The following is a 14,198-nucleotide window of genomic DNA, read 5'->3' as shown; positions in this document are numbered from 1 at the left end:
CCTGCTACTTCTGGTAGCCGATGTCCTGGAAGCGGGGCGTGGCGAAGCCGAAGGCGCCGATGTTGGCGAGCGACTTCTTCGTGGCCACCAGCTCGGGCCGCTGGTAGAGCGGAATCGACCCGGCGGCCGCCCAGATCCGGGCGTCGGCCTGCTCCACCAGCGTGTGCGCCGCGCCCTCGTCCAGCTCGGAGGCGGCCTGGTCGAAGAGCTGGTCGATGTGGTCGCTGCCGACCCGGGTGAAGTTCTGCTCGACGGTCAGCGAGCCGTCGGGCGCGGGCTGCGGCTTGGCGTAGATCGGCCGGGCGTCGGTCGCCGGGTAGGCGGTGCCGGGCCAGGAGTACAGCGCCAGGTCGTAGTCGCCGGAGGCGATGTGGTCCTGGAAGTAGCTGGCGTCGGAGACCCGCTGGATGGAGGTCTGTACGCCGATCTTGCCGAGCATCTCGGCGATCCGCCGCCCTACGGTGCGCAGCTGCGCGGAGCCGGCGCCGTCGGGGAGCACGAAGCGCAGGGTGAGCGGCCTGCCGTTCTTCTTGACGGCGGCGACCCGGGCTCCCTGGTGGCCGGCCGGCCGCGGTGCCGCCGCCGCGTCGGCGGGCCGCTCGATGGCCGCGTGCCGGGCGCCCGGGTGACCGCCGGACCCCGGCAGATTCGGGCCCTGTCCGGTCTCGATCAGCTCGGCCGCGCCGAGCGTCTGTGCCGCGCGCTTCGCGTACCGCTTGTACTTGGCGTACGCCGCGGACTCGGTGTCACCGTCCGCTTCGTCCTTCTCGCCGGCGGCCGCCTCCTTGTAGAACGACGCGCTCTGCCGCAGCAGGGCGGCCTGCTGGACCTCGGAGCCGACCGCGCCGTTGAAGGACAGCGGGGCCTCGGCGGCGGCGGGCCTGACGCCTTCTTCGTGGTCCTTGGCGGGCGGGGCGGCGTGGCCGCGGCCGGAGCGGGCCGGGTTGCGGTCGTCGGCATCGGCATCGGCATCGGCGTCGAAGCCGCCGTCCGGCCGGTCACCGGCGGACTCGTCCCCGTCGCGGTCCTCCGACGGGTCGAAGCCGTTCTCGTCCTCGTCGGCGGCGCGCTCCGCGTCGGGCGCCGGTGCGCCCGCCTTCTCGCCGGCCTGCTGGCGGTCGGCGCCGTCGCTCTTCCAGCCGGCCTCCGCGAGCAGCGCCTGGGCCGCCCCGGTGTCCTGGCCGCCGAGCGCGTCGCTGTGGTCCTGGTAGCCGTACTGCTCGGCCATCAGCAGATGGCTGCCGAGCGGCCTGGACGGCAGGTCGAGCGGCTTGAGGACGGTGTCCGCGAGCGCCTGGCGGTCGATGGCACGGGCCACCGCGCGGCGCACCCGGTCGTCGGCCAGCGGCCCGCTGCTGCCGTTGAGGGCGAGCTGGGTGTAGGCGGGCTCCAGGGCCTTGCGGATGGTGTAGCCGCGCAGGACGGCGTTCTGCGTGGCGACGGTCTTGGCGTCGGACCGGCGGGCCCGCTTCCCCTCGCCCTGCGGGCCCGCGTTGCCGTCGCCGGACTTCTTGGGTGCGCCGGATGCGGCGCGGCGGGCGGTGGCGACCCGCTTCGCGGCGACCTGGTCGACCGCGGCGACATCGATGCTCCCGTCGGCGAGCGCCGCGGCCCGCTTGTCGCCGGGCAGCGACTCCAGCACGATCTTCTTGAGCATGGCGGGCTCGCCCCACCACTTCCGGTTGCGTACGAGGACGACGCGCTTCTCCTCGGCGTCCCGCTTCTGGACCAGGAACGGCCCGGCGCCGACCTTGAGTTGCTCGCGGGCACCGTCGTTGAAGGCGTCGGCGTCGGCCATGACGCTCTTGGGGTAGAGCGGGGTGAACAGGGAGCGCCAGTCCGCATAGGGCCGGGCGAAGGTGACCTTGACCTCGTGGGCGCCCGCGCCCTGTTCGACCTTGCCGATCCGGTCGTAACCGGCGTTGCGGGCGGTCCAGAACGCATTGTCCTTGCCGCGCAGCGCGGTCCACTGGGCGATGAAGTCGGCGGCGGTGATCGCCCTGCCGTCGCTCCACCGCGCCTTGGAGTTGATCTTGTACGTGACGATCTGCTTGGGGTCGCGGGTGCTGATGTCCGCGGCGTCCAGATAGTCGGCGTTGCGCTGCGGCCTGCCGTTCGCGTCGACGGTGAACATGCTGGGCAGCACCGCGCCGGCGATCCGCGTGGTGGTCGCGTCGGCGTCGGACTGGAAGGCGTTCAGCGTGCCGGGCATCGAATCGACGGCCCAGCGCAGGGTGCCGCCGTTCTTCAGCTCGCCGCGGGGCGCGGGGGCGATGTCCTGGGACGTCGCGATGGACGTCTCCCGGGCCGCGTCGCTGCATCCGGTCAGGACCGGCAGCGGGAGCAGCACCCCCGCCGCGACAAGCGCGGCGCAGCGGCGTCTGCGGCACGCCGCGCGACTGCCTGAGGGGTGATCGTGGTCGGTCATGACGGTTACCTCCGGGCTCACCCGCGCCGCCGCTCGCCGCCTGGGGCCTGACCGGCGCACCACGTTCGGCCGACTTTGCGGCTCATCACATCTATGGCACCCCTACTGAAAGCGACCCTGTGCGGACCGGCCGCACGACACGTCGGCCAGTACCCCAAGGCCACCCGCCCGGCCCAACACAGGGCCCCTGAGGGGGCCGGAAACGGGGTGCGCGCGAGTGCGGGCAGCTCCGTGTACCTGCCGTTCCCGTATCGGCGTTCGACCTACGCCGAGGCGCATGGTTGCCGAAACGCACCGGTTCGAGTCGTAATCACGCCCGACCCCTTCCCAACGCCTACTGTGACGCGCGACACTCTCGGGCGCATGAGATCGCCCACCACACCTTCAAAAGTGAGGGCACGTTATGTCCCTTCAGGACGAATTGACGGCGGTTGAACGCAGCCTGGACGGCCTGGTCCGGTCGGTGGGAAGGCTGGAGGCGCAGCTCGACGCCGGTCTGGACATCCGCCGGGTCCGCAGCGACGCGGAGCATCTGCGCGAAAGCCTCACCCTGCTCAAACAGAGTGTGGCGACCGGTCCGCCCCGCCGTCCGGGAGCCGTCATCGAGGAGATGGTGACGATCCCCGACGCCCCCTACAACTCCGCGCTGTGGACCGACGCCGAGGACGAAGGTCTCGGCTCCAGGAACGGCCACGCGCCCTGACGACATAGACAAGAGACCCGCCGTCCGCCCCTCAACCCGTCCCGCCCCGCCCCGGCGGTGCCTTCGCCGCCCCCGCCCCGACGGAGCGCCCTTCACGGAGACCGACGTTGGCCACTGGCACCGAACCCTCCCCACCAGCCCCCGCGACCGGTGTGCACTCCACCTCGCGCGCCGCCATCCCCGCCCGTCATCTGCGCACCGACCGCTGGTGGCTGGCGCCCGCGGGCACCGCCGCCGGGCTGTTCGCGTTCATCGTCTACTCGACCTGGCGGGCGTTCGCGAACGCCGACTACTACCACGCGCCCTATGTCTCGCCGTTCTACTCGCCCTGCCTCGCCGAGAACTGCCACACCATGCGTGGCGGCCCCAACTGGGAGATCTTCGGCAGCTGGTGGGGCCTGTCCCCCGCGCTGCTCATCCTGATCTTCCCGCTGGGCTTCCGGCTGACCTGCTACTACTACCGCAAGGCCTACTACCGCGGCTTCTGGGCCTCGCCGCCGGCCTGCGCGGTCGCCGAGCCGCACAAGAAGTACACCGGTGAGACCCGCTTCCCGCTGATCCTGCAGAACATCCACCGCTACTTCTTCTACTTCGCGCTGCTGGTCGCGGGCGTGCTGACCTACGACACGGTGCTCACCTTCCGCGACGAGCACTACGCCTGGGGCCATATGGGCCTGGGCACCCTGGTGTTCCTCGCCAACATCGTGCTGATCTGGGCGTACACCCTCTCCTGCCACTCCTGCCGGCACATCGTCGGCGGCCGGCTGCGGCACTTCTCCAAGCACCCGGTGCGCTACCGGCTGTGGGGCTGGGTCGGCAAGCTCAACGAGCGGCACATGCTGCTCGCATGGTCCTCGCTTATCAGCGTGGCCGTCGCCGACTTCTATGTCTTCCTGCTGGCCAGCGGGGCAATCGTGGACCCGCGTTTCTTCTGATAACAGCATCTCCTAAGGAAAGGTGTGCCCTCTGATGGCGCATGTGGACCGGCAGGCATGGGACGTGGTCGTGGTGGGCGCCGGCGGCGCCGGGCTGCGTGCCGCCATCGAGGCCCGCGAGGCCGGCATGCGGACGGCCGTGATCTGCAAGTCCCTGTTCGGCAAGGCGCATACGGTGATGGCCGAGGGCGGCATCGCCGCCAGCATGGGCAACGCCAACGAGCACGACAACTGGCAGGTCCACTTCCGGGACACCATGCGCGGCGGGAAGTTCCTCAACCAGTGGCGGATGGCCGAGCTGCACGCCCGCGAGGCCCCGGACCGGGTGTGGGAGCTGGAGACCTGGGGCGCGCTCTTCGACCGCACCGCGGACGGCCGGATCTCCCAGCGCAATTTCGGCGGCCATGAGTATCCGCGCCTGGCGCACGTCGGCGACCGTACGGGCCTGGAGCTGATCCGCACCCTCCAGCAGAAGATCGTCTCGCTGCAGCAGGAGGACGAGCGGGAGTTCGGCGCGTACGACGCCCGGTTGAAGATTTTCCAGGAGTGCACGGTCACCCGGGTGCTCAAGACGGACGGCAAGGTCTCCGGCGCCTTCTGCTACGAACGGGAGTCCGGCCGCTTCTTCGTGCTGGAGGCCCCGGCGGTGGTGCTGGCCACCGGCGGTATCGGCAAGTCCTTCAAGGTGACCTCGAACTCCTGGGAGTACACCGGCGACGGGCATGCGCTGGCGCTGCTGGCCGGAGCGCCGCTGATCAACATGGAGTTCGTGCAGTTCCACCCCACCGGCATGGTCTGGCCGCCGTCGGTGAAGGGCATCCTCGTGACCGAGTCCGTCCGCGGCGACGGCGGGGTGCTGCGCAACAGCGAGGGCAAGCGCTTCATGTTCGACTACATCCCGGACGTCTTCAAGGAGAAATACGCCCAGACCGAGGACGAGGGCGACCGCTGGTACGAGGATCCGGACAACAACCGCCGCCCGCCCGAACTGCTGCCCCGCGACGAGGTCGCGCGCGCCATCAACGCCGAGGTCAAGGCGGGCCGCGGCTCCCCGCACGGCGGGGTCTTCCTGGATGTCTCCACCCGGATGCCGGCCGAGGTGATCAAACGTCGGCTGCCGTCCATGCACCACCAGTTCAAGGAACTGGCGGATGTGGACATCACCGCCGAGCCGATGGAGGTCGGCCCGACCTGTCACTACGTGATGGGCGGGGTGGCCGTGGAGCCGGACACCGCGGCGGCGACCGGCGTACCAGGCCTGTTCGCGGCCGGTGAGGTGGCCGGCGGGATGCACGGTTCCAACCGGCTCGGCGGCAACTCGCTGTCCGACCTGCTGGTCTTCGGCCGCCGGGCGGGGCTGCACGCGGCCGAGTACGCGGCGTCGCAGACCGAACGGCCGGCCGTCGACCCACTGCAGATCGACGCGGCGGAGGCCGAGGCGCTGCGCCCCTTCAGCGCCGAGCTCGTCGAGGCGGACACCGGTCGCGAGCCGGGCCCGGCGGAGAATCCGTACACCCTGCACCAAGAGCTCCAGCAGGCGATGAACGACCTGGTCGGCATCATCCGCAAGGAAAGCGAGATGTTCGAGGCCCTGAAACGGCTGGCCGATCTGCGGGTACGGGCCCGGCGGGCCGGCGTCGAGGGGCACCGGCAGTACAACCCCGGCTGGCATCTGGCCATCGATCTGCGGAACATGCTGCTGGTCAGCGAGTGTGTGGCGCGGGCGGCGCTGGAACGCGAGGAGAGCCGGGGCGGGCACACCCGCGACGACCATCCGGCGATGGACCGCACCTGGCGCAACATCAATCTGGTCTGTGAAGTCGCCGACCCGCAGGGCGATGCGCGGGCCGCCGACGCGGCGCTGGGCCAGATCCGGCTCTCCCGCCGCGAGACCCCGCCGATCCGCCGCGACCTTCTGGAACTCTTCGAGAAGGACGAGCTGGCGAAGTATCTGACCGACGAGGAGCTGAGCCGGTGAGCGTGTCGCAGGAAGAGCAGCAGTCCGGCGTCTACCAGGCGCACTTCAGGGTGTGGCGGGGCGACACGGACGCCGGGGACCTGGAGGACTTCAAGGTCGAGGTGCACGACGGCGAGGTGGTGCTGGACATCATCCACCGCCTCCAGGCGACCCAGGTACCCGATCTCGCCGTGCGCTGGAACTGCAAGGCCGGCAAGTGCGGTTCGTGCAGCGCGGAGATCAACGGGCGGCCGCGGCTGATGTGCATGACCCGGATGTCGGTCTTCGACCGTACGGAGACGATCACCGTCACGCCCATGCGGGCCTTCCCGGTCATCCGCGATCTGGTCACCGATGTGTCCTTCAACTACGCCAAGGCCCGCGAGGTCCCGTCCTTCGTACCGCCGCCGGAGCTGGCCCCCGGCGAGTACCGCATGCAGCAGGAGGATGTGAGCCGGTCGCAGGAGTTCCGTAAGTGCATCGAGTGCTTCCTGTGCCAGGACACCTGCCATGTGGTCCGGGACCACGAGGAGAACAAGGAAGCCTTCGCCGGTCCGCGCTTCCTGATGCGGATCGCCGAGCTCGATATGCATCCGCTGGACGCGGCCCCGGAGTCCGGCATCGACCGCAAGCGCACCGCGCAGGACGAGCACGGCCTGGGCTTCTGCAACATCACCAAGTGCTGCACCGAGGTCTGCCCCGAGCACATCAAGATCACCGACAATGCGCTGATCCCGCTGAAGGAGCGCGCCGCGGACCGTAAGTACGACCCGCTGGTGTGGCTCGGGAACAAGATCCGGCGCCGTAGCGAATAGCCGGGCGGGGCGGGCCCGGGGCGCGTCCCCGGGCCCCGCCCGCGTCCTCAGAACAGACTCAGCAGCGCTTCCGCCGGGTCCACCGCCACCGACTCCCCGTCCGGCAGGGCGAGTTCGAACCACACGGTCTTGCCGCGCGGGGTACGGCGGCTGCCCCAGCCATGGCTGAGCAGGCCGACCAGTTGCAGTCCGCGGCCGCCCTCGTCGGTGTCCCGGGCGCGGCGGCGGCGCGGCTGGGCGAGATCGGCGTCCCAGACCTCGCAGACCAGCGTGCGGTCCAGGAGCAGCCGCAGCCGGATCTCGCCGTGGCCGTGCCGGAGCGCATTGGTCACCAGCTCGCTGACCAGCAGCTCCGTGGTGTCGACCAGCCCCTGCAGATCCCAGTCCGTCAGCTGGTCACGGGCGAGTTCGCGGGCGCGGGCCACCGAACGGGCCTCCGGCGCCAGACTCCAGTCGCCCACCGCGTCCTTGGGCAGCCCGTGCACCCGCGCCATCAGCAGCGCGATGTCGTCCTCGCCGTGCGAGGTGTCCATGGCGCTCAGGACCTGGTCGCAGGCGTCCTCCAGCGGGCGGTCGGCGTGCGAGAGAGCCGTCCGGAACGCCTGCAGCCCCTCCTCCAGCGGATGGTGGCGAGACTCCACCAGGCCGTCGGTGTAGAGCGCCAGCAGCGCACCGTCCGGCAGCTCGACCTCGATCTCCTCGAACGGCTCGCCGCCGACGCCGAGCGGCATCCCCGGCGGTACGTCGAGCAGCAGCGCGTCCTCGCCGTCCTCGACCAGCACCGGCGGCAGATGTCCGGCGTTGGCGATCGTGCAGCGCCGGGTGATCGGGTCGTAGACGGCGTAGACGCAGGTGGCGAGGTAGACCTCGGAGAGATCGGCGGTACGGGCGGAGCGCCGCGGCTCCCCCGCGCCCTCGGACCGGCTGCGGGCCGAGCGCGCGGTGGACGACCTGCCGTCGCCGTCACCGCCGAGCCCGCGGGCGATCTCGTCCAGCGCCGAGAGCACCTCGGCCGGCTCCAGGTCCAGCAGCGCCAAGGTCCGTACGGCGGTGCGCAGTTCACCCATGGCCACGGCGGCGCGCAGCCCGCGTCCCATGACGTCGCCGACCACCAGCGCCGTACGGTGGCCCGGGAGTTCGATGACGTCGAACCAGTCGCCGCCGACCTCGGTGGCGGTGGTGCCGGGCAGATAGCGGCAGGCGATGTCCAGACCGGCCGCCTCGGGGTCGCCGGGCGGCAGCAGGCTGCGCTGCAATATCAGTGCGCGCTCGTGCTCACGGCGGTAGAGGCGGGCGTTGTCGATACAGACCGCGGCGCGCGCGGCCAGCTCGACGGCGAGCGCGGTGTCGCGCTCCCCGAACGGCTCGCTGCCCTTCGTACGGGAGAACTGCACCAGTCCGACGACGGTGTCCCTGGCGACCATCGGGACGGCGAGGGTGGAGTGCACCACCGCGCCCAGCTCCGGCCCGTCGTCGCTCTCCCGGCCCGGGATGATCTGTGCATGGGCGGTCCGCAGGGCGCCCGCGCAGGGGGAGTTGAAGGGGTAGCGGTGGACGGCGCCGACCGCGACCGGGCCGGGCGCGTCCCCGGGGACACCGGGGGCGGTGGCGAGCGGGGCGTCCGACACGGCGCTGGCGAAGGCGACCCGGCGCAGCTCCGCGCTGCCGTCGCTCATGCCCGGCGGGGCCTCGTCACCCGACAGCAGGCCCTGATAGAGGTCCACCGAGGCCAGATCGCAGAACTGCGGGACGGCGACGTCCAGGAGGGTGCGGGCGGTCGTCTCCAGATCGAGGGAGTTACCTATCCGGGCGCCGGCTTCATTGAGCAGGGCGAGGTTGCGCCGGGCGTTGGCGGCCTCGCGCTCCGCCCGGCGACGGCCGGTCACATCGGCGGCCAGTGCCGCGACGCCTATCGGGCGGCCGCTGGCGCCGTGCAGCCGGTAGAGCGACACCGACCAGCGGCGGCGGTCGTCCTCGCCGGGCGCCAACCCGACCAACTGCATTTCGGCGACCGGCTCGCCGGTGTCCAGGACGCGGCGCAGCGCGACGCTCATCCGCTCGGCCTCGGAGCGCGGCAGGAAGTCGTGCGGCCCGCAGCCGCGGTACTTGCTCGCCGGGCCGCCGAAGACGGTGGCGAACCGTTCGTTGACCCGCAGCAGCTTCAGATCCGTGCCGAACAGGGTGAAGCCCATGGGAGATTGACCGAAAACGGCCTGCGAGGCGGCGAGGTCGGTCTCGATGCCGCGCAGCGCCCGGACATCGACGACGAGACAGACCGCGGCCCGCTCACCGTTCTCGTCGCGCGACGGCATCACATAGATCTCGGCGAGCCCGTCGGCGTCCGCGCCCTCTTCCTTGCGGTAGGGCACCAGACCGGTCCACTCCCGGCCGTCGAGGATCTCGGACACCTTGCGGCGCCCGGTCGCCCGCAACTCGCGGGGGACGAACGCCTCGACGGGGTCCTTGCCGAGGGCGTAGCGCGCGGGAATGCCGAGCATGTGCTCCGCCCGCTCGCTCCACTGGGCGATCCGCCCGTCGGGGCCGAGCGAGAAGGAGGCCACGCGAATGTAGTCATAGATCGATCCGGGCCGGCTGCTCTGCCACACGGGCGGACCGTGCGGTTCGCGCGCGTGCGGACGCCCACCTGGGTCGCCGGAGCCGTCTGCACCGCCCTGCCCCTCGGCCTGTGCGGGTTCTGCCCCGCCAGATGACATCTCGCTCACGAGCCCCGTCCCCTCCAGCTCATCGTGCCCGGACCGGACTCGCCTGAGTATCCAGCACCTCGGCGATCCGGAACACGGTCTTCACGATCACAGCACAGTCTCGATCGCAGCCCATCTACAGGATGTCGATGAATTGGCAACGATCAGGACCCACCTGTCTCCTAACCAGCCACCGACAGCTCGAACCACACTGTCTTGCCACTCTTTCCGCGACGGGTCCCCCAGCGCCGCGAACTGCATGCGACCAGCTGCAACCCACGGCCTCCCTCGTCATCGGGAGCGGCGTCGCGCTCCTGCGGCGGGTCGGGCAGCGGATCGGAGACCTCGACGAGCAGCCCGTCGGTGTTCAGGAGCACCATACGGACACCGATCGGCCCGCTGGCGTGACGCAGGGAGTTGGTGACGAGCTCGCTCACGAGTAGTACGGCCATATCGGCAGCGCCGTTCAGCCCCCAGTCGGCCAGCACCCGCCGGACCGCCCTGCGGGCCGTGCGCACCGCCCCGGGATCGGCCGGAAAACTCCATTCGGCAGTGGGCGGACCGGAGGCCTTGGCGCGCCTGCGGACGGTCCCGGGGTCCGGCTCCGGGACCCCTGCCGCTGCGCTCTCGCCCACGCCGATCACATCCCAGCCCGATGGCATCCCCGTCGTCTTGTCTGCGTCGAGGGGGTCAATCAGGACATACCCGATATCCATGCCTCAGTACCGCCTGCAACGGTGCACTGTGGCACAAATGAAACATAGCGGCGCGCTACGGCGGAGCGGCAAAGACGGGCGAGCGCGCAGGTGCGCCGAAGGAGGCCGTACGGGCAAGGGGCACGGCAGCGCGCGGTCTCACGGGCGCGCGAGCCGGCGCGGGCCGCGCACGGGCGCGTGCGGGCCGCCTACGGCCCGGGGCGGCGGCTACGGCCGTACGCCCGGCGCCCCGGCCGTCGCCGCCAGCCGGCGCATCGCCTCGGCCACCGCCGGGCGGTCCTGGTCGAGCCAGTCGACCTGGGACTCCTCGCCGGGCAGCAGCCAGCGCAACTCGTCATGGTCCTGCAGGGGCCGCGGCGCCCCGGACACCAGCCGGGCCGTCCACACCTGCAGGACATAGCCGGGCCGCAGCACCCACTCCCCCGGAATCCGCTCCAGGGCCGCCGCCTCGACACCCAGCTCCTCGCGCAGCTCGCGCTCCAGCGCCTGCTCGGGTGACTCGTCGTCCTCCACCTTGCCGCCGGGCAGCTCCCAGCGGCCGGCCAGTGCGGGCGGTGCACTGCGTCGTGCGGCCAGCAGCCGCCCGCGCTCGCACACCGCTCCGCCCACCACTACGCGCACGGTCGTCATGCGCGGCAGCCTACGTCCCCCGCCCTCGTCCCGCTTCTCGCTCGCCGCCCCTCAGGTCGTCGCCCGGTCGGCCTTCTCGACCACATAAAGCTGCTGGTGGCCGCGCGTTCCGAGCCGGTCGGCCACCCGCTCCGCCTCCGCTCGGGTGGCATAGCGGCCCACGCGATACCGGTTGCCGCCTTCGTCCTGGCGGATGACGAGCCAGGGGAGCACGGCTCCACCTTCGGTCATTGCGCCCCTCCATCCGCCGTATAGCGCGCCGTCGCACGCCCCTGGTCTGCTGATGCCGAAAACGCAATCCGCATATGCCCGACCCTACGCCCGACCTTTACTCAGCGGATATGGATTTACACAAAGAGGTACCGAACCGGCCACCCGCGGGCCCCGGCGTACCGGAAGCGGCCTGCGAGTGGCCGGTGGACCCGAGGAACTCGGGCGATGTACGAGGTGGTGCGGTCGCGGCTCAGGCGCCGACGGACTCCTTGGACGCTTCGGCCTCCGCGGCGTCGTCCTTCTCCGCGGCCTGGATCTCGGCCTCGGCCCGGACCAGCGACGGGTTACGCCAGGAGCTCCGAACGCCCCAGTAGTAGAAGGCGAGACCGATCGCGGCGACCAGGACGATGTCCCAGCCCTCCGGCAGATAACCCTTGCCGCCGAAGTCCTTGCCGCCCAGGTACGAAACGGCGGCCATGACCAGCAGATACGCCACCATCCAGGCACCGGCCTTGAGGTGCGGCCCCAGCTCGGCCCACGGCTTGCGGCCCTGGGTCAGCGGCTTGCCGATCTCGTACCAGGCCCAGACCGGCAGTCCGACGGCCATGATCAGGATGACCTTGCCGGTCAGCGGCCAGCGGCCCCAGTACAGCACCAGCGAACCGAAGATCATGGCGATGGGCGCGATGACCGGCATCGCCCGCAACTTGACGGGGCGCGTGAGGTCCGGCGACAGCCGACGCAGCGACATCACCGCGACGGGGCCGGTGATGTACGAGATGACCGTGGCGACCGACACGATCTCGGCGAGCGAGCCCCAGCCGCGGAAGACCGCGAGGAACAGGAAGGCGATCGCGAGGTTGAGCAGCAGCGCCGGGCGCGGCACACCGGTCTTCCTGTCCACCTTGCCGAAGATGCCGGGCAGATGGCCGTTCTCCTGGACGCCGTGGATCATGCGCGAGGTGGTGGCGGCGTAGATCATGCCGGTACCGGACGGCGAGACAAAGGCGTCCGCGTACAGCAGCAGCGCCAGCCAGTTCAGGCCCCAGGCCACCGCGAGGTCGGCGAGCGGCGAGTTGAAGCCGAGACCGGCCCAGCCGCCGCCGGCGGCCAGCTTGTCGGCGGGCACCGCCATCAGGAAGGCGACCTGCAGGGCGACATAGATGACCAGCGCGATCACGATCGACCAGATGACGGCCTTCGGCAGCGACTTGCCGGGGTTACGGGCCTCACCGGCCATGTTCAGCGGGGACTGGAAGCCGTTGTAGGCCCAGACGATGCCGGAGACGGCGACGGCGGTGAAGACCGAGCTCCAGCCGTTGGGGGTGAAGCCGCCGTGGTGGACGATGTTGCTGGTGTCGAAGTGCGCCGCCATCAGCGCGGTCGCGGTCAGCACCGGGACGACGACCTTGAAGACCGTGATCGCGGTGTTGGTCTTCGCGAACAGCGAGATCGCGAACCAGTTGAGGAAGAAGTAGACGAGCAGCAGGATGCTGGCGAGCCCGACGCCGGTGCCGGTCAGCTCCTTGCCGTCGTAGAGCGCATGCGCCCAGCCGAAGTCCCAGGAACTCATGTACTGGACGGAGGCGGTGGCCTCACCCGGGATGACCGAGACGATCGCGATCCAGTTCGCCCAGGCCGCGAGGTATCCGGCGAGCGAGCCGTGGGAGTACTGGCCGTAGCGGACCATGCCGCCGGCCTTCGGGAACATCGAGCCGAGTTCGGTGTAGGTGAGCGCGATCGTGAGAGCGACGAGCGCACCGATGATCCAGGCGAGGATCGCGGCCGGGCCGGCGATGGCGGCGGCGCGTTCGGCTCCGAAGAGCCAGCCGGAGCCGATGATGGACCCGAGACCCGTGGCGGTCAGGGCGATGGTCCCGAGGGACCGACGGTAATTCGAGTGCGAGCCCTGCTCCGCGCTCGGGGTCTTCGTCGTGCTCACGTGCTTGGTCTCCTGGTCTTCCCCCGTGCCGTGCACAAACTTCGCCATCGTAAGAGCGATTCGGGAGATCGGCTTCCCACAGCTGCCCAAAACAGCCGCCCAGTTGAGACTGTGTGATCTTTCCAACATCAAGATCTAGCCACCATTTGCCAACAGAGCGAGGCAAATGGGACATCAATCCGAGAACCACGGCCTCCCACAGGGCGTCCATCGCAACGCGCGCAGGGAGGGGCGAACACCTGCCGGCTACTTCACCGGCAGGTGGTAGGCGATCCGGTACCGGTCAGCGAGGGTGACGACATCGGCCGTCTCGACCGGCCTGCCGCCCGCGTAGTACGTCCGCGAGACGACCAGCACCGCATGGCCGGGCACCCCGCCCAGCGTCATGGCCTCCTCCGCCAGCGCCGGCCGCGCCCCGACCTCCTCGACGACGTTGTCCACCACCACATCGATGGCCGCCATCCGCTCGACCACCCCGCGCCCCGCCAGCGGCCCCTCCTCCGGCAGCATCACGGGCGTCCGCCCGGTCACCTCCAGAGGCTCCCAGGAGGTCGAGAGCATCGACGGCTCCCCCTCCGCCCGGAAGACATAGCGCGTCCGCATCACCCTGGCGCCCTGCGGGACGCGCAGCCGGGCCGCGATCGCCGAACCGGCCGGTTCCTGCTCGCTGTTGGACTCCCAGGTGCCCCGCACCCGCTCGTCCGTCTGCTCCTGCCGGAACGGCGTACAGCCGCCGGCCGAGTGGAACCCGACGCGGGCGATACGGCGCGGGACGGGCTGCTCGCGTACATAGGTGCCCGACCCTGAGCGGCCCTCGACCAGCCCCTCGGCCATCAGGACCTTGCGCGCCTCCAGGGCGACGGTGTCCGAGACGCCGTACTCCTCCCTGATGCGCGCCTGAGAAGGAAGGCGGGTGTGCGGCGGCAGCACCCCGTCGACGATCTTCTGGCGCAGGTCGCCGGCGACGCGAAGGTACGCGGGCTGCTCACCGAAAGGCACATGCCCCTCCCAACAGCTTGACAGTCAGCAACAGCGTGGCAACCGCGCGTTGCCAACCGCAACCTTGGGCCAAATATTCACCTGATGTGATGAAACCCAGCTCAGCCCGTGTAAACGGCCGACACCGGGCACCAGAGGCCCTTGCACCCCCACCCCGC

Annotated in this window: 11 protein-coding genes; 4 read left to right on the top strand and 7 right to left on the bottom strand. The window is 70.7% G+C overall.

Features of this window, described 5'->3' with window-relative positions; translation table 11 throughout:
- Positions 1 to 4: 4 nt before the first annotated feature.
- Positions 5 to 2,428 (bottom strand): ABC transporter family substrate-binding protein, encoded by a 2,424-nt coding sequence (locus tag ACGFWI_RS17625; protein ID WP_393906849.1) that lies wholly within the window; start codon positions 2,426 to 2,428, stop codon positions 5 to 7.
- 403 nt (positions 2,429 to 2,831) lie between these two features.
- Between ACGFWI_RS17625 and ACGFWI_RS17620 the strand changes: the two genes are divergently transcribed.
- The 4 genes from ACGFWI_RS17620 (at position 2,832) to ACGFWI_RS17605 (ending at position 6,838) form a co-directional block, all read left to right on the top strand.
- A complete protein-coding gene (locus ACGFWI_RS17620) occupies positions 2,832 to 3,131 on the top strand; it encodes a hypothetical protein (protein ID WP_393906848.1) in 300 nt (99 codons plus the stop codon).
- Between the two features lie 107 nt (positions 3,132 to 3,238).
- The gene (locus ACGFWI_RS17615) at positions 3,239 to 4,066 is read left to right on the top strand and encodes a hypothetical protein (protein ID WP_393906847.1); all 828 of its coding nucleotides are present in this window, start codon (positions 3,239 to 3,241) and stop codon (positions 4,064 to 4,066) included.
- 34 nt (positions 4,067 to 4,100) lie between these two features.
- A complete protein-coding gene (locus ACGFWI_RS17610; RefSeq protein WP_393906846.1) occupies positions 4,101 to 6,044 on the top strand; it encodes a fumarate reductase/succinate dehydrogenase flavoprotein subunit in 1,944 nt (647 codons plus the stop codon).
- Positions 6,041 to 6,838: a succinate dehydrogenase/fumarate reductase iron-sulfur subunit gene (locus ACGFWI_RS17605; RefSeq protein WP_393906845.1), complete on the top strand. Its 798-nt coding sequence runs from the start codon at positions 6,041 to 6,043 to the stop codon at positions 6,836 to 6,838. The genes ACGFWI_RS17610 and ACGFWI_RS17605 overlap by 4 nt, the downstream gene beginning before the upstream one ends.
- Before the next feature lie 47 nt (positions 6,839 to 6,885).
- Here the strand turns inward: ACGFWI_RS17605 and ACGFWI_RS17600 are convergent, their stop codons facing one another.
- From ACGFWI_RS17600 to ACGFWI_RS17575, 6 genes are all read right to left on the bottom strand, one after another.
- Positions 6,886 to 9,444, bottom strand: coding sequence for a SpoIIE family protein phosphatase (locus tag ACGFWI_RS17600; RefSeq protein ID WP_393906844.1), 2,559 nt, complete (start codon positions 9,442 to 9,444; stop codon positions 6,886 to 6,888).
- A gap of 278 nt (positions 9,445 to 9,722) precedes the next feature.
- Positions 9,723 to 10,184 (bottom strand): ATP-binding protein, encoded by a 462-nt coding sequence (locus ACGFWI_RS17595; protein ID WP_393906919.1) that lies wholly within the window; start codon positions 10,182 to 10,184, stop codon positions 9,723 to 9,725.
- Between the two features lie 279 nt (positions 10,185 to 10,463).
- Positions 10,464 to 10,886: a (deoxy)nucleoside triphosphate pyrophosphohydrolase gene (locus ACGFWI_RS17590; RefSeq protein ID WP_393906843.1), complete on the bottom strand. Its 423-nt coding sequence runs from the start codon at positions 10,884 to 10,886 to the stop codon at positions 10,464 to 10,466.
- Between the two features lie 51 nt (positions 10,887 to 10,937).
- The gene (locus ACGFWI_RS17585) at positions 10,938 to 11,117 is read right to left on the bottom strand and encodes an SPOR domain-containing protein (RefSeq protein WP_129248180.1); all 180 of its coding nucleotides are present in this window, start codon (positions 11,115 to 11,117) and stop codon (positions 10,938 to 10,940) included.
- A 232-nt stretch (positions 11,118 to 11,349) separates the two neighbouring features.
- Entirely contained in the window at positions 11,350 to 13,041 is a 1,692-nt protein-coding gene (locus tag ACGFWI_RS17580) for an APC family permease (protein WP_393906842.1), read from the bottom strand.
- A gap of 246 nt (positions 13,042 to 13,287) precedes the next feature.
- The gene (locus tag ACGFWI_RS17575) at positions 13,288 to 14,040 is read right to left on the bottom strand and encodes a GntR family transcriptional regulator (RefSeq protein WP_393906841.1); all 753 of its coding nucleotides are present in this window, start codon (positions 14,038 to 14,040) and stop codon (positions 13,288 to 13,290) included.
- Positions 14,041 to 14,198: the final 158 nt, after the last annotated feature.

Source organism: Streptomyces sp. NPDC048434 (assembly GCF_043200375.1).
Taxonomy (GTDB): Bacteria; Actinomycetota; Actinomycetes; order Streptomycetales; family Streptomycetaceae; genus Streptomyces.
The sequence above is the reverse complement of the archived record's forward strand: the minus strand, read 5'-3'. Positions and strand labels throughout refer to the sequence as shown.